Annotated in this window: 19 protein-coding genes; 12 read left to right on the top strand and 7 right to left on the bottom strand. The window is 71.2% G+C overall.

The annotated features are described in order from the left end of the window. Positions 1 to 3 precede the first annotated feature (3 nt). A complete protein-coding gene (locus ACFSKW_RS20745) occupies positions 4 to 732 on the bottom strand; it encodes a GntR family transcriptional regulator (protein ID WP_379573935.1) in 729 nt (242 codons plus the stop codon). A gap of 234 nt (positions 733 to 966) precedes the next feature. On the opposite strand from ACFSKW_RS20745, the gene ACFSKW_RS20750 reads away from it, so the two are divergent. The 5 genes from ACFSKW_RS20750 to ACFSKW_RS20770 all read left to right on the top strand — a co-directional run bounded on the left by ACFSKW_RS20750 (position 967) and on the right by ACFSKW_RS20770 (position 8,955). Continuing rightward, positions 967 to 1,659, top strand: coding sequence for an N-acetylmannosamine-6-phosphate 2-epimerase (locus ACFSKW_RS20750; RefSeq protein WP_379573936.1), 693 nt, complete (start codon positions 967 to 969; stop codon positions 1,657 to 1,659). Between the two features lie 5 nt (positions 1,660 to 1,664). Beyond that, entirely contained in the window at positions 1,665 to 2,579 is a 915-nt protein-coding gene (locus ACFSKW_RS20755; RefSeq protein WP_379573937.1) for an ROK family protein, read from the top strand. Between the two features lie 252 nt (positions 2,580 to 2,831). Continuing rightward, complete coding sequence (locus tag ACFSKW_RS20760; RefSeq protein ID WP_379573938.1) at positions 2,832 to 3,626, top strand: class I SAM-dependent methyltransferase; 795 nt, start codon at positions 2,832 to 2,834, stop codon at positions 3,624 to 3,626. A gap of 64 nt (positions 3,627 to 3,690) precedes the next feature. Next, the gene (locus ACFSKW_RS20765) at positions 3,691 to 8,805 is read left to right on the top strand and encodes a tetratricopeptide repeat protein (RefSeq protein ID WP_379573939.1); all 5,115 of its coding nucleotides are present in this window, start codon (positions 3,691 to 3,693) and stop codon (positions 8,803 to 8,805) included. 3 nt (positions 8,806 to 8,808) lie between these two features. Next, a complete protein-coding gene (locus ACFSKW_RS20770) occupies positions 8,809 to 8,955 on the top strand; it encodes a hypothetical protein (RefSeq protein ID WP_379573940.1) in 147 nt (48 codons plus the stop codon). A gap of 52 nt (positions 8,956 to 9,007) precedes the next feature. On the opposite strand, the gene ACFSKW_RS20775 is transcribed toward ACFSKW_RS20770, so the two are convergent. The 3 genes from ACFSKW_RS20775 to ACFSKW_RS20785 all read right to left on the bottom strand — a co-directional run bounded on the left by ACFSKW_RS20775 (position 9,008) and on the right by ACFSKW_RS20785 (position 11,751). After that, positions 9,008 to 10,192: a cytochrome P450 gene (locus tag ACFSKW_RS20775; RefSeq protein ID WP_379573941.1), complete on the bottom strand. Its 1,185-nt coding sequence runs from the start codon at positions 10,190 to 10,192 to the stop codon at positions 9,008 to 9,010. 67 nt (positions 10,193 to 10,259) lie between these two features. Next, the gene (locus ACFSKW_RS20780; protein WP_379573942.1) at positions 10,260 to 10,817 is read right to left on the bottom strand and encodes a DUF1707 SHOCT-like domain-containing protein; all 558 of its coding nucleotides are present in this window, start codon (positions 10,815 to 10,817) and stop codon (positions 10,260 to 10,262) included. Positions 10,818 to 11,007: 190 nt separating this feature from the next. Further along, entirely contained in the window at positions 11,008 to 11,751 is a 744-nt protein-coding gene (locus tag ACFSKW_RS20785; protein ID WP_379573944.1) for a PadR family transcriptional regulator, read from the bottom strand. Between the two features lie 398 nt (positions 11,752 to 12,149). Between ACFSKW_RS20785 and ACFSKW_RS20790 the strand changes: the two genes are divergently transcribed. Together ACFSKW_RS20790 and acnA are read left to right on the top strand one after the other, a co-directional pair. Continuing rightward, the gene (locus ACFSKW_RS20790) at positions 12,150 to 12,875 is read left to right on the top strand and encodes a metal-dependent hydrolase (RefSeq protein WP_379573945.1); all 726 of its coding nucleotides are present in this window, start codon (positions 12,150 to 12,152) and stop codon (positions 12,873 to 12,875) included. A gap of 152 nt (positions 12,876 to 13,027) precedes the next feature. Continuing rightward, positions 13,028 to 15,754, top strand: coding sequence for an aconitate hydratase AcnA (gene acnA, locus ACFSKW_RS20795; RefSeq protein ID WP_379573946.1), 2,727 nt, complete (start codon positions 13,028 to 13,030; stop codon positions 15,752 to 15,754). 407 nt (positions 15,755 to 16,161) lie between these two features. Here the strand turns inward: acnA and ACFSKW_RS20800 are convergent, their stop codons facing one another. Next, entirely contained in the window at positions 16,162 to 17,007 is an 846-nt protein-coding gene (locus ACFSKW_RS20800) for a neutral zinc metallopeptidase (RefSeq protein WP_379573947.1), read from the bottom strand. Positions 17,008 to 17,027: 20 nt separating this feature from the next. Here ACFSKW_RS20800 and ACFSKW_RS20805 point away from each other — a divergent pair, with 20 nt between their 5' ends. The 5 genes from ACFSKW_RS20805 to ACFSKW_RS20825 all read left to right on the top strand — a co-directional run bounded on the left by ACFSKW_RS20805 (position 17,028) and on the right by ACFSKW_RS20825 (position 22,410). Continuing rightward, a complete protein-coding gene (locus ACFSKW_RS20805) occupies positions 17,028 to 17,753 on the top strand; it encodes a sulfite exporter TauE/SafE family protein (RefSeq protein ID WP_379573948.1) in 726 nt (241 codons plus the stop codon). A gap of 173 nt (positions 17,754 to 17,926) precedes the next feature. Beyond that, positions 17,927 to 19,054 (top strand): sugar ABC transporter substrate-binding protein, encoded by a 1,128-nt coding sequence (locus ACFSKW_RS20810; RefSeq protein WP_379573950.1) that lies wholly within the window; start codon positions 17,927 to 17,929, stop codon positions 19,052 to 19,054. A gap of 70 nt (positions 19,055 to 19,124) precedes the next feature. After that, the gene (locus tag ACFSKW_RS20815; protein WP_379573951.1) at positions 19,125 to 19,889 is read left to right on the top strand and encodes an ATP-binding cassette domain-containing protein; all 765 of its coding nucleotides are present in this window, start codon (positions 19,125 to 19,127) and stop codon (positions 19,887 to 19,889) included. Next, the gene (locus tag ACFSKW_RS20820) at positions 19,886 to 21,157 is read left to right on the top strand and encodes a sugar ABC transporter permease (protein WP_379573952.1); all 1,272 of its coding nucleotides are present in this window, start codon (positions 19,886 to 19,888) and stop codon (positions 21,155 to 21,157) included. Before ACFSKW_RS20815 ends, ACFSKW_RS20820 begins: the two co-directional genes overlap by 4 nt. 35 nt (positions 21,158 to 21,192) lie before the next feature. Further along, complete coding sequence (locus tag ACFSKW_RS20825) at positions 21,193 to 22,410, top strand: ROK family transcriptional regulator (RefSeq protein WP_379573953.1); 1,218 nt, start codon at positions 21,193 to 21,195, stop codon at positions 22,408 to 22,410. A gap of 58 nt (positions 22,411 to 22,468) precedes the next feature. On the opposite strand, the gene ACFSKW_RS20830 is transcribed toward ACFSKW_RS20825, so the two are convergent. After that, a complete protein-coding gene (locus ACFSKW_RS20830) occupies positions 22,469 to 23,239 on the bottom strand; it encodes a neutral zinc metallopeptidase (RefSeq protein ID WP_379573954.1) in 771 nt (256 codons plus the stop codon). Between the two features lie 86 nt (positions 23,240 to 23,325). Further along, positions 23,326 to 24,141 carry a neutral zinc metallopeptidase gene (locus tag ACFSKW_RS20835; RefSeq protein ID WP_379573955.1) on the bottom strand — a complete coding sequence of 272 codons (816 nt, stop codon included), beginning with the start codon at positions 24,139 to 24,141 and terminating at the stop codon, positions 23,326 to 23,328. Positions 24,142 to 24,266 lie beyond the last annotated feature (125 nt).

A 24,266-nucleotide genomic window follows, 5' to 3' on the forward strand; every position in this document is an offset into this window, starting at 1 on the left:
GGCCTACGAGGTGCGTTCGATGGCGATCTCGTAGGAGTAGCGGTCGCCCCTGTAGAGCGACTTGGCCACCTCCACCGCGCGCCCGCGCTGGTCGTAGGCGGTGCGCTCGACCAGCAGCGCGGGGGACAGGGGCATGGCCTGCAGCAGCTCGGCCTCCTCGGGATCCAGGACGGTGGCACGGATGACCTGGTCGGCGCGTACGAGCCGGATCCTGAAGCGGGTCTCCAGCAGGGAGTACAGCGAGCCTTCCAGGGGGAGGTCGAGGAGGCCTGGCGCGAGGGCCAGGGGGACGTGGGAGGTCTCCAGGCACATGGGCGCGTCGTCGGCGGTGCGGACGCGGCGGACGCGGAACACGGGGTCGGCGGGGCTGATGGCCAGGGCGTACCCGATGCGGGCGCCCGCGGGGGTCTCGACGGCGTCGAGCAGCCGGGAGCCGGGCGACAGCCCGCGGCTGCGCATGTCCTCGCTGAAGGACGTGAACTCGATCGTCTTGGTGATGGGACGCCGGCTCGCGAAGGTGCCGGCGCCCTGGACCCTGTAGACCAGACGTTCGCTCTCGAGACGGTCGAGCGCGCGGCGGACGGTCAGCCTGCTCACCCCGAACTCGTCGGCCAGCTCGCGCTCGGTGGGCAGCCTGTCGCCGGGACGTAGCCGCTCGCCGACCAGCGTGGAGAGGTGCTCCCTGAGCTGATCGGTCTTGGTGAGCCTTTGGTCCGCACCAATTGTCGACATACCACGGAGCATAACAGCAGTATTGACGCTACTTTCAGAATTGGGCTATACCAATGTCGACATGGAGGTAGCCGTGATCCGACCAATGCCCCGCACTTCGCACGTCCCTGTTGGGTCGGCGTCGGTATTCGCCTGCGGTGAGGTGGCCGCGACGACAGAAAAGGGCGGCCCAATCGCCATCACCTTCTCCTGCGTGCGGGGGCGCCACCAGGAACCGATCGCGGACCGGACGCGATGACCGGCACCCTCATGGCGATCCGCGACGGTCTGGTGGTCTCCTGCCAGGCGCCGGACGGGCATCCGCTCCGCCGTACCCCGGTGATCGCGCTGCTGGCCGAGTGCGCCGAGCGCGGTGGCGCGGTCGGCCTGCGCGTCAACCATCCCGACGACGTCCGGGCGGTGAAGGACGTGGTCAGGCTGCCGGTGATCGGCCTGACCAAGGTGGTGAGACAGGAAGGGCGGGCGCTGATCACCCCGGAGTACGGCCTGGCCGAGCAGCTCGTCGCGGCGGGGGCCGACATGGTCGCCGTCGAGGCCACCGAGGAGGTGGAGGCCCTGTACGGGGACCCGCGCGCGCTCGTCACGCGGATCCGCGAGGGGCTCGGCGTCCAGGTCATGGCCGACGTCTCGACCCTGGAGGAGGGGTTGCGGGCCTGGGACGCGGGGGCGGACGTGGTGTCCAGCACGCTGTCCGGGTACACGCCCGCCTCTCCGGGCGCGGGCGGCGAACCCGACCTCGACCTGGTGGCCAGGCTGGCGTCCAGGGGCGTCAGGACCGTCGCCGAAGGCCGGCTGGCCACGACCGGGCACGTGACGACCGCCTTCGCGGCGGGCGCGTGGGCCGTGGTCGTCGGCGGGGCCGTGACCGACCCGCTGGCGATCACCCGGCGGCTGGCCGCGGCGACCCCGCTCGGGACCCGGCGGTGAAGGCCGTGCCGCGGGCCCCGGAGGCGGGGGAGGCCGTGCTGGGGATCGACATCGGCGGCACGAAGATCGCGGCGGGACTCGTGAGCGCCGAGGGCGTCGTCCTGCGCAGCCGCACGGCGCGCACGCCCGCGCGCGAGGGCGCCGCCGCCGTCCTCGCCCAGGCGGTACGGCTGGCCAGGGAGGTCTGCGCCGAAGGGGGCGAGATCGTCGCCTGCGGAGTGGGCAGCGCGGGCACCATCGACGCCGAGGGCGTCGTCACCCACGCCACCGCCGCCCTGCCCGGCTGGATCGGCACCGACCTGCGTTCGGCCTTCTCCTCGGCACTGCGACTGCCCGTGCGGGTGCTGAACGACGTGCACGCGTGGGCACTCGGCGAGGCCCGCTTCGGCGCGGCGGCGGGGGCGGAGGACGCCCTCGTGGTCACGGTCGGCACCGGCGTCGGCGGCGCGATCGTCCGCGAAGGCCGGGTCGTGCGCGGCGCGACGAACTCGGCGGGCGCCATCGGCCACATCCCCGCCCCGTCCCCCCTCCCGGGCCGCGCCGCGCGCCCCCGCCGCTGCCCTTGCGGGCGGATCGGGCACCTGGAGGCCTACGCCTCGGGTCCCGGCATCCTGGCCACCTTCAGGGAGCGCGGCGGTACGGCCGACGATCTGGCCTCGATGGAAGGCGGCCTGGCCGACGAGGTGATCGACGAGGCCGCCACCCTGCTGGGCCGCGCCCTGGCAGGGGTGATCACCGTCCTCGACCCCGAGATCGTCGTCATCGGCGGCGGCGTCGCCCGGTTGGGCGAGCGGTTGCTGCTCCCGCTGGCGCGAGCCGTCGGGCGAGAGGCCCTGCCGGGACCGGACAGGGTCACCATCCGCCCCGCCGCGCTCGCATCGGCGGGCGGCGTCGTAGGCGCCGCGGCGGCGGCGATGTAGGGCGCGCCCCTTCGTCCACCGCACCGATCCTGGATCGGCGGGTGAGGTGGTCATGCGACGAAGGGCCGGCGACCGGGGGCTGCGGCCTGCGGCTCGGCCACGCCGAGGCCGGTTTCCCTCTCGCGGGAGAAGGGGAGGGGACAGCTATCGGTGAAGCGGGGGCCGCCGCGGCAGGCGGGGGGACCCTTGAGCCGGGGTGGCCGCGCTCGGAGGGGACTCTCGCGGAGCCTGCCATTCGCCAAGGAGCGGGTCATGGGGTTCGAGGAATTCAAGAAGCGGCAGAGTGTCGTCTGGGGGACGGGGCCGTACGAGCGGTTTCCCGAGCACTACGAGCCGCTGCTCGACCACGTGGCGCGGGCGCTCGCCGCCGCTCCAGGGGAGCGGGTGCTCGACGTGGGCACGGGGACGGGCGCGCTGGCGACCAGGCTCGCGCGCACCGGCGCGGAGGTCACCGGCGTCGACCTGGCGCCGGCGCTGATCGCGACGGCGAAACGGCTCGCCGCCGACGACGGCCTCGACATCCGCTACGACGTCGGCGACGCCGAGCGCCTGCCGTACGAGGACGCGAGCTTCGACGGCGTCGCCTCGAGCGTCGGCTCGATCTTCGCCCCCGACCACGCGGCCGTCGCCAGGGAACTGGCGCGCGTCTGCAGGCCGGGCGGGCGGCTGGCGCTCGGCATGTGGAGCGACGAGCGGGGCGTCGTGGACATGTTCCAGATGATGCGGCCCTTCATGCCCGCGCCGCCGCAGGGGGCGGGCTCGCCGTTCCAGTGGGGCAGCAGGGACTACGTCGAGCAGCGCCTGGGCGCAGACTTCGAGCTCCGTTTCGAGGAGGGCGACGCGCCGCAGACCGGCGAGTCGGGCGAGGAGGTCTGGGAGCTCTTCTCCACGGTCTACGGTCCGGCCAGGACGCTCGCCGAGTCACTCGAGCCCGGCCGTCGCGAGGAACTGCGCCGCGCGTTCGTGGAGTTCTACGAGCGCTACCGCACCAAGAGCGGCGTGCACCAGCCCAGGCCGTACCTCGTCGCCGTCGGGGTCCGCCACTGAAACAGCAAGATCCCTGAATCCCCTGTGACCACGGTTACACATGTGTAGCTTTTTCACTCTATCCGTGACTGTGGGGGTGGAGATGGGGTCAAGTGAGCGGCTCGCCGAGGCCATGCGACTGTGGGGAGAGGGCGATCTCGACGGCGCCGCCGTGCTCCTGAGACAGATCGCCGCCTCAGGAGACCCCGAGGGCTCACACCACCTGGCCAGGCTGCTGGAGGAGCGGGGCGACCTCGAAGGGGCGGAGGCGGCGCACCGGTCGGTGATCCAGTCGGGTCACCCGGTGCTCGGACAGCATTCGGCCATCTCGCTCGGCATGATCCTGGTGGACGCCGGTGAGTGGGCCGCGGCGCACCGCGTGCTGACGGTCGCCTCGGACGGCGCCGACTTCGAGGTCGCCGCCCTCGCGGACACGGCGCTCGTGCTGGTGCTCAACAAGCTCGGCGACCAGCGGGGGGCGATGGAGGCGCTGGAGCGGGCGCGCCGATCCGACAGCCCCTCGGTCGCGGAACTGGCCGCGCGGCTGGAGCTGCCGGAGTTCGGCGGGCCTGACCCCGCGGCGGCCCGCGAGATGTACGAGCTGGCCGTGCAGATGGACGACGAGGACGCCTTCCGGCACCTGCTGACCTGCGGCGATCCGGAGATCGTGGCGCTGTCGGCGTTCCGGCTCTACTCCGTCTACGCCGACGACGAGGACTACGAGGCCGCCCGCGAGGTGTGCGAGCGCGCGATCGCCGTCGGCCATCCCGACCATCTGACGATGGCCTACAAGTTGCTCGGCGCCGTGCTGGTCGACCTTGGGGAGTACGCCGAGTCGCTGGAGGCCTACCGCAGGGCCGCGGAGGACAGCAGGCCGGAGCTGCGCCTGCCGGCGCTCATCGAGCAGGCGAAGGTGAGCGCGCAGCTCGGCGACGTGGAGACGACACGGGCGATCTTCCACAGAGTGATCGCGAGCGGCCACGCGGAGTTCGCGGTCGAGGCCCACGCCTGCCTGGGGCAGATGGCCGTCGAAGCGGGCCAGTACGCCGAGGCGGTCGAGGAACTGCGCGCGGTGCTCGACGCGGGCGCGTCGGAGTGGTGCTCGATCAGCGTCTCCATGCTGGGCATGCTGCTGGATCAGGCGCCGGCCCATCGCGAGGAGATCCTGGCGATGCTGCGCGCGGCCACGGAGCACGAGGACCAGGACGCGGCGTTCAGGGCGGCGCTGGTCCTGGAGCAGGCCGTCCTGCAGGAGCCGCTCGCCGACCCGGTCGAGGAGCAGGCGCTCCAGGACGTCGACACAGGCCTGCAGCTGCTGAGAGAGGGCGAGCTGGGCGAGGCGCGCAGGCTGCTGCGCCGCGCCTGCGACTCGGGCGCGCGGGAGCAGTCCGTGCGCGCCATGATCGCGCTGGCCGAGCTGGAGATGGCCGAAGGAGACCTGGAGCAGGCCGACGAGCTGCTGCGGTACGTCGCGGAGGGCGACGACATCCGCCAGGGCCTGTTCTGCGCCGTCTTCCTGCATCTGCTGGAGCAGCAGGGCGACGGCCTGCATCCCGTGCTGCGGGCGGTCGCGGTCCATCAGCGGCTGGGCAGGCAGGAAGGACTGGCCGCCTACCGGGAGGCCGCCGAGCACCCCGACTCCGGGGTGGCGGCGATCGGCACGGTCTTCCTGGCGCAGATCCTCGCCTCGATCGGACTCGACCTCTCCGACGCGGCCAAGCTGTTCGTCCGGGCCGCCGACTCGGGCGACCCGTTCGCCCTGTCGTACACGGCGCTGCTCTACAGCGAGGTGCTGGCGGGGCAGGAGATGGAGGAGGCGCTCGACCTGCTGCGCCGCGCCCACGCGGACGGGCACCAGGCGCTCGCGCCGTGGGTCGCCTACGAGCTGGGCCGGATGGTCGGCGACGAGGAGGACGGTTGGGCCGAGGCCCGCGCCGCCTATACTCCCCTGCTCGACGCGGGCCACGCGGGGCTGCGCTCGGAGGCGGCGGCGGCGCTGCTGCAGGTGCTGGAGAACCAGCAGGACCTGCTGGCCGCGTGCGCCTTGCACGAACGCGTGATCGCCCAGGGCGACCCTGAGCAGGCGCCGCGCAACGCGCTGCTGCTCGGCCTGACCCTCCTGCGGCTGGACGAGCCCGAGCGCGCACGCGTGGCCTTCGACCTGGTTCCCGAAGGCCACGGGGAACTGTCGCACGACGGCGTCTACGCGCGCGCCCTGCTCGACCGCGACCTCGCCGGCGCCTCCAGGGCGCTCGCCCTGGCGGGCGCCGGCTGGGTCGCCACGATGATCGCGATGCAGGCCGCGCACGCCTGGCAGCGTCGAGGCGAGATCGCGGCCGCCGACGGGGCGCTGTCGCTGGCTCTCGAGACGGGCCACCGGTCCTTCCGCCAGGAGGCCGCCGTCTACCTCGGCGCGCTGCGCAACGACGCGGGCGACGGGCGCGGCGCCATCGCCGCGTGGCGGCAGGGCGTCGACGGCGACAGCGAGCGGCTGACGAACCTGCTCCTGCACCGCATCGGGACCGCCGCGAACGCGCTGGGTGAGCACGACACCGCGGCGGAGGCCTTCCTGCGCGTGCTCGAAGAGCCTGACGACGAGCACGCGCGCGACGCCACCACGGGGCTCGGGCAGGCGCTGGTGGCCACGGGCCGGATCGACGAGGCCCGCGAGCTGTTCTCGGGCGCCTTCGGTGACCGGGCACCGTTCCACCTGGCGCCCGAACTGGACAGGGCGGGCAGGCCCGAGGAGGCGATCGCGGAGTACCGGACCGTCGCCCACCACCCCGAGCTGGCCGGGCCCGCCTCGATCAACATCGCGGTCGTCCTGCGCGCCCAGGACGACCTGCGGGGCGCCATCGCCGCGGCCCAGGCGGCCGTGGCACGCGCGAACGCCGAATGGGCCGCCGAGGCCGCGCGGACACTGGGCTCGCTGCTCGCCGAAGCGGGAGATCCGGCGGGGGCGAGCGCGGCCTACGAGCAGGCGGTGCGGGCCGACCGGCAGTCGGCGGGCACGAGCCTCCTCGAGCTCGGCCGCGTCCTGGAGGAGGCGGGCGAGTTCGAGGCCGCCAGGTCGGCGTACGAACGGGCGGCGGCGCAGGACGACGACCAGCGCGCCGCGGCCATCGCCGTCCACCGGCTCGGCATGGCCGCGCCGGAGGAGCGCCCGTGGGCCATGCTGGCCGACGGAGACAGGACCGGCGCCCTCGCGGGACTCACCGAGCTCACCGGGTCGGCGCCGCTGGCCGAACTCCTGCTGGCCCTCGACGCGGGCGACGTGGCCGAGATCGGCGTGCTGCTGACCGCCGACTCCGGCGAGGACTGCTTCGAGGAGACGATCCAGGCGGCCCGCGCGGACCACGACGACGCGCACGCGCTGCTCCGGCTGGTCATCGACCGCGGCGGACCGGTTCAGGCGGCCAAGGCCAGGCTGGTCGAGGCGGGCATGCTGGCCGAGGAAGGGCACCCGTGCAGGGCCGAGCTGTGCCTGGTCCCCGTGACCACGTGCGGTGAGGCCGAGTTCGAACGGTACGCGTGGAAGAACACCGCGATCCTGCGCGAGCGGCGGGGCGACGTCGACGGCGCCGTCGAGGCCTACCGCGCCGCGATGCCCGGCACGGTGGGGGAGGTGGTGCGGCTGCTGGAGGCGCGCGGCGACGAGGACGGCGTCCTTGAGACCCTGTACGGCGGCGCGGACGCGGGCGACCTGGAATCCCTGCGGTTCCTGCTGGGCCACCTGCTGCTGCGCCAGGACCACGCGCGGGCCGCGGCCATGGCCGAGCGGGCGGTCGCCACGGGCGACAAGGAGACCGTGGCGATGGGCTACTGGACGTGGGGCGACGTGCGCAAGGCCGAGGGCGATCCGGCGGGCGCGGTCGTGATGTACCGCAAGGGCATGGACGCCGGCGACCCCGACACCCTCGAACCCATCAGGGTCGACCTCGGGCAGGCGCTGCACGCCCAGGGCGACGTCGAGGGCGCTCGGCGGGAGCTGTGGCGGGCGATCGAGTCGGACAGCCCGGACGCGGTGGCCAGGGCGGGGGTGACGCTGGGCATGTGGTCGTACGAGGACGGCGACCTGCTCGGCGCGGCCAGGGCCTTCGCCCGCGCGGCCGCCACGGAGAGCCCGTTCGCCGGCAACGCGCTGACCAACCTCAACGCCGTCGCCTACCAGGCGGCCGGCCGGGGCGAGCACGCGCTCGCCGTACGGGTGCTGGAACTGGTCGGCGCGGAGGCGGCCGACACCGCGAGGGACCTCGCCGCCGAGTGCGCCGACCCTGAGGCGGTCCGCGGCTACTACGCGGTGATCGGCGCGGACCCGTACACCGAGCTGGGCCTGGCCGGGCGGCTCGCCGAGCTCGGCGAGACCGGCCAGGCGCGTGCCGTCTACGAGCGGCTGCAGGAGCACGACGATCCGAAGATCAGGTTCATCGCCGGCAGCCAGGCGCTGTCGATGCTCGACAAGGACGAGGACGGTGAGGCCGTCTACGAGCTCACCGCCCGGCGGGCGGCCGACGCCGACAGCCCGCTCCACGACGTGTTCGGCAGCCTGCTCGGCCTCCTGCAGAGCGAGCGGGGCGACGCCGAGGACTCCCTGCGCACCCTGCGGGCCGCGGCCGAGGGCGGCGCGCCTATGGCGCTCAGCGTGCTCGCGCAGGCGCTCGTCGCGGCGGGCGAGGTGGACGAGGCGCGCGAGACCTACGTGCGGGTGGCCGAGGGTGACGACGCCGACCTGGCCGCCCGAGCCATGATCTCCATCGGCCGGACCTACCACGACGAGGACGAGGAGCGGGCGCGCGGGTGGTACCTGCGCGGGGTCGCGGCGGGGGAGGGGCACACGGGCGCGGTGGCCGCGATGTACCTCGGCGCGCTGGCCAAGCGGGCCCGCGACTTCCCCGAGGCGCTCACCTGGTACCAGCGGGTGCTCGACTCGGGCGACTCCGAGTCGGGGATGGCCGCGGCGCACCTGGGCGAGCTGTGTTACTGGCTGGGCGACAGGGACGGCGCGCTGCGCTTCTACGAGCTGACGCTGAGCCTCACCGAACAGCCGGACCTGGTCGCCGAGGCCGCGCACCGGCTGGGCGAGATCCGTTTCGCGCACGGCGATCTGGCCGCGGCCCGCCGCATGCTGGAGATCGCGATCGAGACCGGTGACGCCGCCTTCGCGCCCCAGGCTCGTGATCTCCTGGCGCGGTTGCCCTGATGCGTGATCACGCTTCTACCTGCGGTGATCGTCCCGTTCCAGGTTGATCGGGTTTCGCAGACCCTCGCCGGCAAGACGCCGATCCGCAAGAGCGTCGTCTGCCAGGACATGATCTACCACGCCGGCGGCGGGGCCGCCTGCTCCGGCTGACGTCCTGATCCCGTACGGCCCGCGCGATCGAGCGCGCGGGCCGTACGGGCGGTCACATGCGCACCGGCAGCCGCACGGGCCGGTGCACCAGGTTCCCCTCGGTCCACGGCAGGTCGCCGGCGGGCTCGGTGAGCGTGAGCCCGGGCAGCCGCTCCACCAGGACGCCCAGGATCTCCTGCAGCTCCATCCGGGCCAGGTTCGCGCCAAGGCAGAAGTGCGCGCCGCGGCCGAACGTGATGTGCTGCGGCCCCTTCCTGTCCAGGGCCAGGGTCTGCGGGTCAGGGAAGACCGACGGGTCGTTGTTGGCGCCGACGAAGGCGGCGATGACCCCCTCGCCCTTGCCGATCGTGCCCGAGGGAAGCTCGACGTCCTCGGTGGCGACCCTGATCATCGCCCCCTCGCCGGGCGTCTCCAGCCGCAGCAGCTCCTCGACGGCGGTCGTGATCAGCTCGGGATCGGCGACGAGCCGCTCGTAGCCCTCGCGCGGGTCGAGCAGCCTGAGCATCGACCTGGCCAGCACCGAGCCCGTCGTCTCGTGCCCGGCGAGGAAGAGCCCGACCGTCATGCGCACGAGCTCGTCCTGGCTCAGCCGGTCGCCCTCGTCCCTGGCCTCGATCATCGACGCGAGCAGGCCGTCTCCTGGATCGTGGCGATGGGCGGCGATCAGGTCGGCGCCGTAGGCGTAGAACTCCATGGCCGCCGCGAGCTTCTCCTCCGAGGTCAGGCTGGAGGTCGACAGCATCGCGTCCGACCAGCCGCGCACCTGCTCGGTGTCGATGCCCGCCACGCCCATGACATCGCAGATCATCTGGACGGGAAGGGGGAAGGCGAGCTCGCCGACGAAGTCGAACTCGCCGGGCAGCGTGTCGATCAGCTCGTGCGTGAGCGCCCGCAGCCGCGGCCGCCAGGTGGCGACCTGCCGCGGGGTGAACGTGCCCGAGAGCAGCCTGCGCATCCTGGTGTGCTCGGGCGGATCGGTGTTCATCAGGCTGCCGGGGGAGTCGGCGATGTTGTACCCCTCGAACATCCTCGGCGCGCCCGGATAGCTCAGGTCGCGGCTGAACCGGGGATCGCTCAGGACCGCGACGACGTCGTCGTACCTGGTCACCAGTGTCACCACGTCGCCGCTCGGCAATTGGACCCTGCCGAGCGGATCGCTCTCGCGCCGCTGCGCGTACCGCGCGTGCGGACACCCACGTGGGCCGGTCAGAAAGGGAAAACTCTCGAGTTCGGCCATGGTTCGGACGGTACCCAGCGATCGGCGGGCTGAATAGCCTCCCGCCCTCATGAGGGACGGTCCTCGGTCAGGGGCCGAGACGGCGCATGTGGGAGCGGCGGTGCGCGAAGCCGAACACCATCACGGCCACCCACACGAAGAACAGCACCTTGAGCACCGTGAACCCGCCCACCGCGAGCCCGATGACGAGCGCGACGAGCAGGATGGGGGTGAGCGGCCCAGGACCCCTGTGGTGGCGGTGGCCTCTCATGTGCGCGTGGCGCAGGTGGCGCATCCGCCGCGCGTGCATGCGTTGCAGGTGCCGGTGGTGACTCGGGTGCGCCATGGCCCACTCCGGGGCGTATCCCTCCGGTCCCATCGGCCGGCCGTGGCCGAACTCCTCGAAATCCGGGTACCGCCCGGGCCTGCGCCGGTCCGCCTCGTAGGCCGCGAGGCGGCTCCCTGGACCCGGCAGGTCGGCGTGGACCCGGGCCAGGTCGCCCACGGTCCGCGCGGACAGCGCGAGGTCGAGCCGCTCGTCGAGCTCCTCGCGGGTCAGCCGGCCCTGCGCGAAGTGCTCGCGCAACGCCTCCATCGTCTCGTCGCGCTCGGCGTCGCCGATGCGCAGCTGGTCATCGGTGCTCATGCGTGGCTCCTTTCGGGAGCTCCTTCCAGGGCTCCCGGCCTGCGCTCTGCCTGGACTCTATGCGGCCTGCGCCCGCTGCGCGCGCCTGCTCGGGCCTCGAACCGCGGGTCCCGGCGAACCCGCGGTCGGAGACGTTCTCGTCGGAGCCCGGACGGGCTCGGGGCGCGGCGCAGGGGATCACGGCCGGGGATCACTCGTCGTCGTCGCCGTCGGCCAGGATCTGGTACAGCTTGCGGCGCGTCTCGATCAGCGCCTTGCGCGCCTCGCGGACCTGCGCCTCGGTGCCGCTGTGCAGGATCTGCATCATCGCGAACGCCGACTGCTTGGCGATGTCCATCAGCTCGGCCGAGTTGTCGTCGATGTCGGGACGCATCTCGTCCCAGGGAGCGCGCACCTCGTCCGGGTGCTCGGCGATGTAGGTCCTGCCGGCCTCGGTGAGGCGGAAGGTCTTGCGGCCCTCGCTCTCCTCGGCGATGACCAGCCCCTCGTCGGTGAGCTGCTGGAGCGCCGGGTAGACGGCTCCCGGGCTGGGCTTCCAGCCGCCCTCGCTGCGCTCGGCGATCTCCTGGATGATCTGGTAGCCGTTGCGCGGCTCCTCGGCGAGGAGGGCGAGGATGGCGGCGCGGACGTCGCCGCGCTTGGCCTTGCGCTGCCTGCCGCCGAAACCGTGGCGGCCGAAGGGACCGCCGGGGCCGCCCCACGGGCCGCCTCGCCCGAACTCGAAGGGGAAGGGGCCAGGCCTGCCCCTGCCGCGCTGCCGGTGGTCGTGCGGGCCGCCCTCGCCCTCCGGCCGGGGGCCGCGCCGAGGGTGGTGGTGATGCCCGCCGTGCTGCTGCCACGCCTCGGACATCATCCGGAACGCCTCACGCGCGGCGCGCTTGATCTCTCTGGCGTCGCCCCACTGGCCGGCGCCTGCTGCTTGTGCGGAAGTCATGGTGAGCTCCATTCGTACGCGATCGACCATCGATCGCTCTCGATGCTTCAAAGATATATCGCTAATGTGTCGATAGCAACCCTTCGTTCCGCTCCACGTCATGACTTGGCCAACAGAGTGAGCTAGATCACGAAAAAGTCGCGGAAATCGGGAACATGCTGGGGGATGGAGGCCGTTAACTAGAGCAGACGAGGTCGTTCCGCGTCGGCAGGGCTGGGGGGTGCTGTCGCCGAGGTAACGACCTCGTCTTTGTCTTTCCCTGGGCGCGGCGGTTCCCGCCCGTGGAATCTCCGGGGATCTCCGGCGCGTCCCCGGCTCCCACGCCTCCGCGTGGCGCGCCGGGCCATTCCATCGCATGGCGCGCGCTTTGCCCTACGATGACGTAGCGTGATCTTGACATGATGGGGCACACGCACGCGATGACCGGAGCCGTCGCCTGGCTGGGCCTGGCGCCCGCGCTGGCCGTGCTCCCGTTGCTGAACGAGTCGAGCCGGTTCATCGAGACCGGCATCATGGTGGGGGCTCTCAGTCCCGCGGAGATCATCGCGGGCGCGCTGGTGTGCGCGGGCGCCGCGATGCTCCCCGATCTCGATCATCCGAGCGCGACCATCGCGCAGACCTTCGGCCCGGTCACCTGGCTGCTGAGCAAGGCGGTCTCGTGGCTGTCGGGCGGGCACAGGGGGGCCACGCACTCCCTGGTGTTCGCGGTCGCGATGGGTTTCGGCGCGCACTGGCTGGCCGGCGCCTATCCGATCGGCAGGGACATCATGGTCGTCCTGCTCATCGGGCTCGCGTTACGCGCGATCGGCATCGGCATCCCCGGCAACAAGCTCGGCTCGGCGATGGTCAACATCGGCCTCACCGCGGGGTTGTACGTGGTGTTCATGTCGATGGGCGTCGGCTACGCCTGGCTCGGTCTGGCGGTGGCGATCGGCTGCCTCATCCACGTGGTCGGCGACTGCATGACCGAACGCGGCTGCCCCGTGCTGTGGCCCATGGCCTACAAGTTCATGCTGCCGTGGAAGATCGGCATCAAGACCGGCAAGAAGTTCGAGCAGAAGATTCTCGCGCCGATACTTTCGGTCGCCATTCTCGGCCTCCTGTACTGGAGGCTGGCCTACTAGCCGGTAACTTGATGTCGAGATACTTACCGAGATATCTTGATGTCGAGAGATCCGCCGCCACCTGCGAGTTAGGGTGACCTAACGTCGTGAGAGGTGCTCACGTGCGGGAGGATCTGTGACTGAGAACTTGTCTAACGAGGAGGCGAATCACCGTGTCCGCGAACAGCTTCGGCAGCCGTGACACGCTACGCGTCGGCGACGCGTCTTACGAGATCTTCCGGCTGGATGCCGTCGAGGGCGCTGCCCGCCTCCCGTACAGCCTGAAGATCCTGCTGGAGAACCTCCTTCGCACCGAGGACGGCGCCAACATCACCGCCGACCACATCAGTGCGCTGGGCCAGTGGGACCCGAACGCCGCCCCGAGCGTGGAGATCCAGTTCACGCCCGCCCGCGTCATCATGCAGGACTTCACCGGCGTGCCGTGCGTGGTCGACCTGGCCACGATGCGCGAGGCCGTACGCGACCTGGGCGGCGACCCCGCCCGCATCAACCCGCTGGCGCCCGCCGAGATGGTCATCGACCACTCGGTGATCGTCGACTTCTTCGGCCACCCCGACTCCTTCCAGCGCAACGTGGAGAGGGAGTACGAGCGCAACCGCGAGCGCTACCAGTTCCTGCGCTGGGGCCAGACGGCCTTCGACGAGTTCAAGGTGGTCCCGCCCGGCACCGGCATCGTCCACCAGGTCAACATCGAGCACCTGGCGCGCGTGGTCATGACCCGCGACGGCAAGGCCTACCCCGACACCTGCGTCGGCACCGACTCCCACACCACGATGGAGAACGGCATCGGCGTGCTCGGATGGGGCGTCGGCGGCATCGAGGCCGAGGCCGCGATGCTCGGCCAGCCGATCTCCATGCTGATCCCGCGCGTGGTCGGCTTCAAGCTGACGGGCAAGCTCCCCGCCGGCGCGACCGCCACCGACCTGGTGCTGACCATCACCGAGATCCTGCGCAAGCACGGCGTGGTCGGCAAGTTCGTCGAGTTCTACGGCGAGGGCGTCTCCTCGGTGCCGCTGGCCAACAGGGCCACGATCGGCAACATGAGCCCCGAGTTCGGCTCCACCTGCGCGATCTTCCCGATCGACGGCCAGACCATCGACTACCTGCGGCTGACCGGCCGCTCCGAGGAGCAGATCGCCCTCACCGAGGCCTACGCCAAGGCCCAGGGCCTGTGGCTCGACCCCTCGGCCGAGGAGCCTGTCTTCTCCGAGTACATCGAGCTCGACCTGGCCACGGTCGTCCCCTCGATCGCCGGGCCCAAGCGTCCGCAGGACCGCATCGCGCTGTCGTCGGCCAAGGCCACCTGGCGCCACGACGTCCTCAACTACGTCGTCGACGGGCTCGACGAGGAGGGCGAGGAGTCCTTCCCCGCCTCCGACGCCCCCGCCTCCAACGCCAGCGCCAACGGCCGCCCGCACAAGAGCGTGCCGGTCACGCTCGCCGACGGCACCAGCTTCGAGATCGACCACGGCATCGTCTCCATCGCCGCCATCACGAGCTGCACCAACACCTCCAACCCCTACGTCATGCTGGGCGCGGCCCTGCTGGCGCGCAACGCGGTGGAGAAGGGCCTGACCCGCAAGCCGTGGGTCAAGACCTCGCTGGCTCCCGGCTCGCAGGTCGTCACCGGCTACTTCGAGCGTTCGGGGCTCCAGCCGTACCTCGACAAGATCGGTTTCAACCTCGTCGGCTACGGCTGCACCACCTGCATCGGCAACTCGGGCCCGCTGCCCGAGGAGATCTCCGCCGCCGTCCAGGAGCACGACCTGGCCGTCACCGCGGTCCTGTCGGGCAACCGCAACTTCGAGGGCCGCATCAACCCCGACGTGAAGATGAACTACCTGGCCTCGCCGCCGCTGGTGGTCGCCTACGCGCTCGCGGGCACGATGGACATCGACCTCGACACCGAGCCGCTCGGCGCGGGCACCGACGGGCAGCCGGTGTTCCTCAAGGACATCTGGCCCTCGCCCGAGGAGGTCGCCGAGGTCGTCAACTCCTCCATCGGCCGCGAGATGTTCGAGCGCGACTACGCCGACGTCTTCAAGGGCGACGAGACCTGGCAGTCGCTGCCGATCCCGACCGGCAACACCTTCGAGTGGGACCCCGCCTCCACCTACGTGCGCAAGGCCCCCTACTTCGACGGCATGCCGGAGAAGCCCGAGCCCGTCAGCGACATCGCCGGCGCCCGCGTCCTGGTGAAGGTCGGCGACTCGGTCACCACCGACCACATCTCGCCCGCGGGCTCGATCAAGGTCGGCACCCCCGCCGCGCAGTACCTTCAGGCCAACGGCGTCGAGGTCAAGGACTTCAACTCCTACGGCTCGCGGCGCGGCAACCACGAGGTGATGATCCGCGGCACGTTCGCCAACATCCGCCTGCGCAACCAGATCGCGCCGGGCACCGAAGGCGGCTACACCCGCGACTTCACCCAGGACGGCGGCCCGGTGTCGTTCATCTACGACGCCTCGGTCAACTACGCCGCCGCGGGCACGCCGCTGGTGGTGCTGGCCGGCAAGGAGTACGGCTCCGGCTCCTCTCGTGACTGGGCGGCCAAGGGCACGGCGCTGCTGGGCGTCAAGGCCGTCATCGCCGAGTCCTACGAGCGCATCCACCGCTCCAACCTGATCGGCATGGGCGTGCTGCCGCTGCAGTTCCCCGAGGGCCAGACGGCCGTGTCGCTGGGGCTGAGCGGCGAGGAGAGCTTCGACATCACCGGTGTCGAGGAACTCAACCACGGCTCGATCCCCGCCACCGTCCACGTGAAGGCAGGCGACGTCGAGTTCGACGCGGTGGTCCGCATCGACACGCCCGGCGAGGCCGACTACTACCGGCACGGCGGCATCATGCAGTACGTGCTGCGGTCGCTGCTCGCCAAGTAAGGGGACTTCCCGCACCCGCGCCCGGCCACCCGCCGGGCCGCGGGCCGCGGGGGCCCGGCCGAGGCCGGGCGGGCGCGACCCTCAACGCGCCCATCTCGGGGGAACCACCCGACCCTGCCGCCGCCCCGCGCACCAACCCCGCGCGGGGCGGCGGCCTCTTGCCTCCTCTCCGTACGGCATGTCTCCTTTCCCGTACGGCAGGCCCCGAGTACGGCAGGCCCCGAGCCGGGCCTGCCCTGGTCACCGGTGACCGCCCATCCATCACGCGTACTCCAGCGGGACTCTGTTTCCCGCCGCGACGTCGCCCCCGCCGGTGCCCCGTGTCCCGCGCCGCCATGCCCCATGCCGGCGCCCCATGCCGCCGTTCCTCGCGCCGCCGTTCCTCGCGTCGGCCCGCGTGTGCGGCCTCAGGACACCTTGGACGACGGCGCCGACCAGGTGTCGCACGCCGCGGGCGACACCGCCGAGAGCCCTCGCTTGAACCAGGACACGCGGCTGCTCCCCGACCCGTGGCTGCGCGGTCCCTCGGGGTCGTCCCCCGCGGCCCTGACGGCGCCGGCCAGGGCCGTCCAGTCCTGCTCGGAGCGGCCGAGCGAGCGCCGGACGCTCCCGGCGAACACCCCCGACAGGCAGTCGGCCTGGAGTTCGTAGCGGCGGCCCAGTTCGGCCTGATCGTGCCCGCGGGCGCGTACCAGCCTCTCGTAGGCGGCCCTGATGCCCGCCCGCTGCTGCACGTGGTGACCGTACTCGTGGGCGGCGACCTTCAACGGGTACAGGTCGGTGCGTCCGTCGATCCACTGCCCTTGCAACGGGAAGACGAGGGTGGCCCGGCCGGTGCAGTAGAACGCCGCCGCGCCGCCCGGCCAGCGCACCCCGCAGACGCGGTCCATGGGCTCATCGACGTAGAGGATCTTCGGCGGGTGATAGGGCAGTTTGGCCCGCTTGAAATGCGCAGCCCACCCCCTATCCAGACACTTCGTGACCGCGACCAGGTACTCCTTCGGTCGCGGGATCCCCCCGGCGACGAGCGGCGGCTCCGGACATGAGGCGGCACGGAGTCTGCCGCTCCCGTAGAGCGCACGCGGCGAACCGCCCGTCGCCCCGGCACCGGAGGAGGGCGCTCCGGCCATGGCGCCGGGGGAGGGCGCGCCGGCCGGGGTGGGGGAGGAGAGGGCCTGCGGCGCGGTGGCCGCCAGAAGGGCGGCGGCGAGGCTGGTGGCGAGGCTGGTGGCCGAGAGAAGAGGGAGTCGCACGAGCATGCAGCATAGAGCTCATGACTTCTGAGGCCTTGGTCATGCTGTTGGCGGGTTTGGCGGTACTTGTGGGGGCGATCGTCCAGGGCGCCGTCGGCTTCGGGCTGGGCCTGGTCGCCGCGCCCGTCGTGACGATGCTCGACCCGACCCTCATGCCGGGCGCGATCCAGGTGGTCAATGTCACGCTGCCGCTGTTCACGCTGGCCGCCGAGTGGCGCAGGATCGACTGGCGCGGGCTCGGCTTCGCCGTCCTCGGCCGCCTGCCCGGCAGCGCGATCGGCGCGCTCATCGTCGTCTACGTCTCCACCCGGACGCTCGGCCTGTTCGTCGGCGTGATGGTCCTGATCGCCGTCACGCTGACCGCCAGGGCCGTCGCCGTACCGAGGAACGGGTGGACGATCACGGGGGCGGGCTTCGCCTCCGGCATCACCGGCACCGCCACCGGCATCGGCGGCCCGCCGGTGGCGCTGGTCTACCAGAACGCCAAGGGCCCGCAGATCCGCGCGACGCTGGCCGCCTTCTTCTTCCTCAGCGCCGCCCAGTCGCTGATCATCCTGTGGGTCGTCGACCACCTGCCGGCCAGGGCGCTGGCGTCCGGGGCGCTGCTGATCCCGTTCCTGGTCGCGGGCTTCCTCGTCTCGGGCCCGCTGCGCCGCCACCTCGACGGAAGCGGCGTGAGGGGAGCCGTCCTCGCGGTGGCCGCGCTTTCCGCGCTGGCGCTGATCGCGCAGACCCTGATCGGTTAACCGGGCGTTTCTGGATTGTTACCCGCCACAACAAACTCACCCTGTTGGGGGTCTTCCAAAGCAGGCCGTCGCGGAATACGTTGCCGCAAACAACATTCACCGAGTACGGCAGGCGCCGCCGTACCCCAGGTGGACCCGACCCCCCATCCATTCCCCAGAAAGGACCTTGCACCATGCGCAAGGGGATCCTCAGCCTCACCGCCGTGGCAGCGGCGACGACCCTCGGTCTCACCGCGTGCGGGGGCGACAGCGGTGGCACCACCCAGGCCAGTCCCGCCCAGTCCAGCGCGGCGCCCGCCTCCAGCGCGGCCGCCACGGGCAAGATCGGCGTCATCCTCCCCGACAGCAAGTCCTCGGCCAGGTGGGAGACGGCGGACCGCAAGTACCTGGAAGAGGCCTTCAAGGCCGCGGGCGTCGCCTACGACATCCAGAACGCCCAGGGTGACAAGAACGCCTTCCAGACGATCGCCGACCAGATGATCACCAATGGTGCGACCGTGCTGATGATCGTGAACCTGGACTCGGGGACCGGAAAGGCCGTGCTCAGCAAGGCCAAGTCGCAGGGCGTGGCGACGATCGACTACGACAGGCTCACCCTCGGCGGCGGTGCCGCCTACTACGTCAGCTTCGACAACACCAAGGTCGGCACCCTCCAGGGCGAGGGCCTGTCGAAGTGCCTGACCGACAAGAAGGCCGACAAGCCCATCGTCGCCTACCTCAACGGCTCGCCCACCGACAACAACGCCACGCTGTTCAAGCAGGGCTACGACGGCGTGCTCAAGCCGAAGTTCGACGCCGGCGAGTACGTCAAGGGCCCCGACGAGTCCGTGCCCGACTGGGACAACGCCAAGGCCGGCACCATCTTCGAGCAGATGCTCACCGGCGAGTCGAAGATCGCCGGCGTCCTCGCGGCCAACGACGGCCTCGGCAACGCCGCCATCACCGTGCTGAAGAAGAACAACCTCAACGGCAAGGTGCCCGTCACCGGCCAGGACGCCACCGTCCAGGGCCTGCAGAACATCCTCGCGGGCGACCAGTGCATGACCGTCTACAAGGCGATCAAGAAGGAGGCCGACGCGGCCGCCGCGCTGGCCGTCTCCCTGGCCAAGGGCGAGAAGCCCGCCGCCACGGGCAGCGTCAAGGACACCGAGAGCGGCCAGGACGTCCCGGCCGTGCTGCTCGACCCCCAGGCCATCTTCTTCGACAGCGTCAAGGACGTCGTGGCCGACGGCTTCGTCACCAAGGACGAGCTCTGCACGGGCGAGTTCGCCGCCAAGTGCACCGAAGCCGGAATCCAGTAGGCCGGAATCCAGTAACCCGCGGCCAGGGGCACGGCTGGCGACAGCCGTGCCCCTGCGGAGGACGCAGAATATGAACCCCGTTCTTGAAGTCCGAGGGATCGACAAGAGTTTCGGTCCCGTGCAGGTCCTGCACGACGTCACCTTCTCCGCCTACCCCGGCGAGGTGACCGCGCTGGTCGGCGACAACGGCGCAGGAAAGTCCACCCTGGTCAAGTGCATCGGCGGGATCTACCCGATCGACGCGGGCGACTACTACTTCGACGGCAACCAGGTGCAGGTCAGCGGCCCGCGCGACGCCGGCGAGCTGGGCATCGAGATCGTCTACCAGGACCTCGCGCTCTGCGACAACCTCGACATCGTCCAGAACATGTTCCTGGGCAGGGAGCGCAGGAGCGGGCTGGTGCTGGACGAGGCCACGATGGAGGAGATGGCCCAGCAGACCCTCTCCAGCCTCTCGGTCAGGACCGTCAAGTCCATCAGGCAGCAGGTCTCCAGCCTGTCGGGCGGCCAGCGGCAGACCGTCGCCATCGCCAAGGCCGTGCTGTGGAACAGCAAGGTCGTCATCCTCGACGAGCCCACGGCGGCGCTCGGCGTGGCCCAGACGGGCCAGGTGCTCGAACTGGTCCGCAGGCTCGCCGACAAGGGCCTGGCCGTCGTGCTCATCTCGCACAACATGAACGACGTCTTCGCCGTCTCCGACCGGATCGCGGCCCTCTACCTCGGGCGGATGGCCGCCCAGGTCAAGACCTCCGACGTGACCCACGCGCAGGTCGTCGAACTGATCACCGCAGGTCGCAGCGGAGAACTGGGCCTCAAGAACGGGGTCTCGGCATGAGCAGGATCCTCACCAGCGAGCCCGCCGAGGACGGGGCGATCGTCACAGCGACGCGCCGGCCCTCCGTCGGCAACAGCGCCCGCGCCTACCTCGAGCGGGTCCGCGGCGGCGACATGGGCGCCCTGCCGGCCGTGCTCGGCCTGGTCGTCCTCTGCACCGTGTTCACCGTGCTCAAGCCGGTGTTCCTCACCCCCGTCAACTTCGCCAACCTCTTCCAGCAGGGCGGCCAGGTCACCGTCATCGCGATGGGGCTGGTCTTCGTGCTGCTGATCGGCGAGATCGACCTGTCGGCGGGCTTCGCCAGCGGCCTGTGCGCGGCCGTGCTGGCCGTGTCGCTCACCAACATGGGCCTGCCGTGGTACGTCTGCGTGCTCGCGGCCATCCTCACCGGCGTCGTCATCGGCCTCGTGCTCGGCGTGCTGGTGGCCAAGCTCGGCATCCCCTCCTTCATCGTGACGCTCGCGGGCTTCCTGGCCTTCCAGGGCGTCCTGCTGGCGATCCTCGAAGAGGGCACCAACATCTCCATCCGCGACGAGACCATCCTCGCCATCGCCAACAAGAACCTTCCCGCGGCGCTGGGCTGGGGGCTGTGGCTGGTCGGAGTAGGCGGCTACGCGGCCGTCCAGGTCGTCAGGTCGGTCAAGCGCGGCAGGCGCGGCCTGGTGGCCGACCCGGTCTCGCTGATCGCGGCCAGGGTCGGCACGCTCGCCGTGCTCGGGGGCGTCGCCGTCTTCGTGCTCAACATGGAGCGCAGCCGCAACCCCGCGGTGGCGTCGCTGAGCGGCGTGCCGATCGTCGTCCCGATCGTGCTGGCGCTGCTGGTCATCTGGACGTTCGTCCTCAGCAGGACCCGCTTCGGCCGTCACCTCTACGCGGTCGGCGGCAACGCCGAGGCCTCCCGCAGGGCCGGCATCAACGTCGACCGCATCAAGGTCAGCGCCTTCGTCATCTGCTCGGCGGTCGCCGCCGTCGGCGGGATCATCGCCGCATCGCGCGGCGCGTCCGTCGACCCGAACACCGGCGGCAGCCAGGTCCTGCTGTACGCCGTGGGCGCCGCCGTCATCGGCGGGACCAGCCTGTTCGGCGGCAAGGGCAGGGTCCTCGACGCCGTCCTCGGCGGGGCGGTCATCGCGGTCATCGACAACGGCATGGGCCTGCTGGGGTTCGCCTCGAGCGAGAAGTTCATGGTGACCGGTTCGGTGCTGCTGCTGGCGGCGGGGGTTGACGCCCTCGCACGTCGTAGGGCCGCCGCCGCTGGTCTAAGGTGATCAGCGACTTCGGCACTGCAAAGGATTTACGGACTATGCGAGCGGGCCCGTCCCAGGAGGAGATCAGGCGCCACAACCTGGGCGCCCTGCTTCGTCATGTCCATCTCGGAGGGCCCACCTCGCGTGCCGAACTGACCTCGAGGATGGGCCTGAACCGCAGCACGATCATGGCGCTGACCTCCGACCTGACCGCGGCGGGCCTGGTGCGCGAGGAACTGCCGCGCGAGACGGGCCGCGCGGGCAGGCCGTCCCTGGTGGTGCGGCCCGAGTCGTCGCGGGTCTACGTCTTCGCCTTCGACCTGGGCCCCGACCGGCTGGTCGTCGCCCGCGTCGGCCTCGGCGGGGTGATCCTCGACAGGCGCGAGGCCGTACGGCGGCGCGGCGCCTTCGACCTGGACGAGGTCGTGGGCGCGCTGGCGGGCTTCGCCAGGCAGATGCACCGCAAGACCCGCGCCGACACCGTCTGCGTCGGCGCGGCCGCCGCGGTCGCCGGCGGGGTGCGCAAGAGCGACGGCGTCGTCAGGTACGGGCCCAACCTGCTGGCCGTGGACGTCCCGTTCGGCGAGGCGCTGAGCAAGAAGCTGGCACTCGGCCTGCCGGTCAGCGTCGGCAACGACGCCAATCTGGGCGCGCTGGCCGAGCACACCCGGGGTGTGGGCGCGGCCGTACGGGACCTCATCTACCTGCACGGCGACGTCGGCGTGGGCGGCGGCGTCATCGCGGGCGGGCACCTGCTCGGCGGGCACGAGGGCTTCGGCGGCGAGGTCGGCCACATGGTGGTCCACCCTGGCGGGCGCCTGTGCGGATGCGGCTCCCACGGCTGCCTGGAGGCGGAGGTGGGGGAGCGGGCGCTGCTCGAGGCGGCGGGCAGGGCCCCCGACGGCCCGGCCGAGGGGCCGCTCGGCCGGGACGCCGTCAGAGCCGTCGTCGACGCGGCCGACAGGGGCGACATCGTCGCGCAGGACGCGCTGAGCCGCGTGGGCGACTGGCTCGGCCTCGGCGTGGCCAACCTGGTCAACATCTTCAACCCCGAGATGGTGATCTTCGGGGGGATGCTGCGTGAGATCTACCTCGGCGCGGCCGCCCAGGTGCGCAGCCGACTCGCCGTCGACGCGCTGCCCGCCCACAGGGAGAGGCTGCGGCTGCGGACCTCGGCGCTGGCCGACGACGCCACGCTGGTCGGCGCGGCCGAGCTCGCGTTCGCGCACGTGCTGGCCGACCCGCTGGAGGCGTTGGCCAGGGCCGGCGGCTGACCGGCCCCTCCCATGCCGATGTCCGCGACCGGAAGCGATCGCGGACATCGGGAAGGGATCAGGAGACGCGGGCCTTGGGGGCGCTGAAGGTGTTGCAGGCGTTCGGCGATTCGGCGTCGAAGCCCTTCTTCAGCCAGTAGGCGATGTTGGCGGGCTTGCCGTGGATGCCGTCGTCGAACCCGGCCTGCGCGACCTTCAGGATGTACTTGAAGTCGAACTCACGCCTGCCCAGCGAGTGCCAGACACTGCCGATGAAGGCGCCGGACAGGCACTCGGCCTGCAGCTCGATCCTGCGGGCCTCGTCGTAGATGCGCTTCTTGCTCTTGCCCTTGACCCGGTCGACGACCTTGAGCATGCCGGTCAGCTCCTGGATGTGGTGGCCGTACTCGTGGGCCACGACCTCCATGAGGAACAGCTCGGTCGGCTCGGACAGGATGTAGGGGTCGAGCAGGACCGTCATCTTCCGCTCGGGCGGGCAGTAGAGCGCCTGCGCGCCCGCGGGGAACTTGCCGCACTTGCCCACGGGCTGGCCCGGCTTGCTCACGACCGCGAACTTCGGCTTGACGAAGGGGATCTTCGCCTTGGCCAGCTGCCGGCTCCACGACTCGTTCAGGCAGCCGAGCACGAACTCCAGGTAGACCTTGGCGCCGTCCAGCGAGTCGCGCTGGATCGGCTGCTCCTCGCACTCCTTGAGCTCCATCGCCCCGGTCTTGTAGACCTTGTTGTCGGTCAGGACCGGGGGGAAGCCGGAGGTCCCGGCGGCGGCCGTGCCGGCGAACAGCAGGCTCGCGAGGGCGCCGGAAAGTACGGCGAATAAGGGGGAACGCATAGTCACAGGACTTTAGACCACAGAACGGCCGCGCAGGAAGGCGCGGCCGTTCTGAGGGGCGGAGAGGTCAGGAAGCGGGCAAGGGACTAGGAGACGTACCTGGCGGGCGAGGTCCAGGTGTTACACGCGGCGGGGGCCCCGTAGTTCCAGCCGCGCTGCATCCAGCGGGCCTGGTTGGCGCTGGAGCCGTGGTCGTTCTGCGGCCAGATGGAGGCGCCCTTCTCGCCGAACCAGTCGATGATCTGCTGGTAGTAGGCCTCGTCGACGGGCAGCGAGTCCTTGACCGACTTCATGAAGACGGCCGACATGCACTCGGCCTGCAGCTCGAGGCGGCGGGAGTAGGCGAGCTTGGCCGACTTGCTCGCGCGCCAGCTCGCCTGGGCGTACCAGGGCATGATGCCGGCGACCTGCTGCACGTGGTGGGCGTACTCATGGGCCATCAGGCGGCCGATGCCGACCGGCGACGGGTTGCGCAGCTCCGTCTTGGTGATCAGCATGTACATGGTCTTGTCGGCGGAGCAGTAGACGCCGGAGGCGCCCGTCAGCCACCTGCCGCAGGCGGTGTTGCGCTTAGTGGTGATGATTCGCAGCCTGGGCTTGGAGAACGGCATCTTCGCCTGCCTGAACTCCGAGGCCCACGACCGGTTGAGACAGTTGGTGAACGCCTGGAGGAAGTGCTTGTAGGCGGCCGTGCTTCCGCGCTGGATGTCTCCAACGGGGCAGTTGCCGGCGAGCCTCCCGGTCTTGTACAGCGGGCTGCTCGTGGCCGCGGCCTTCCCTCTCGGAGGCGCCGCCTGGGCGGTGGCCTGGGTCGCCGTGGACTCCTGGGCGGTCGTCGTCGACGCCTCGGCGACGCCTGCCGTACCCACACCCATCAGGGCAAGAACCAGTCCGGCCGACACAAGTGACGAGAGTTTCCTAAGGGGGACAGTGTTCATAGTGGGTCAACCCTAGGCCAAGATCGGACAAATCAGGGTGCATTTGACTCCGTGGAGTCATCTTCTGCTCCACGAACTAGACTCGATCC

The sequence above is a fragment of the Nonomuraea mangrovi genome, from assembly GCF_042681425.1.
Classification (GTDB): domain Bacteria; phylum Actinomycetota; class Actinomycetes; order Streptosporangiales; family Streptosporangiaceae; genus Nonomuraea; species Nonomuraea mangrovi.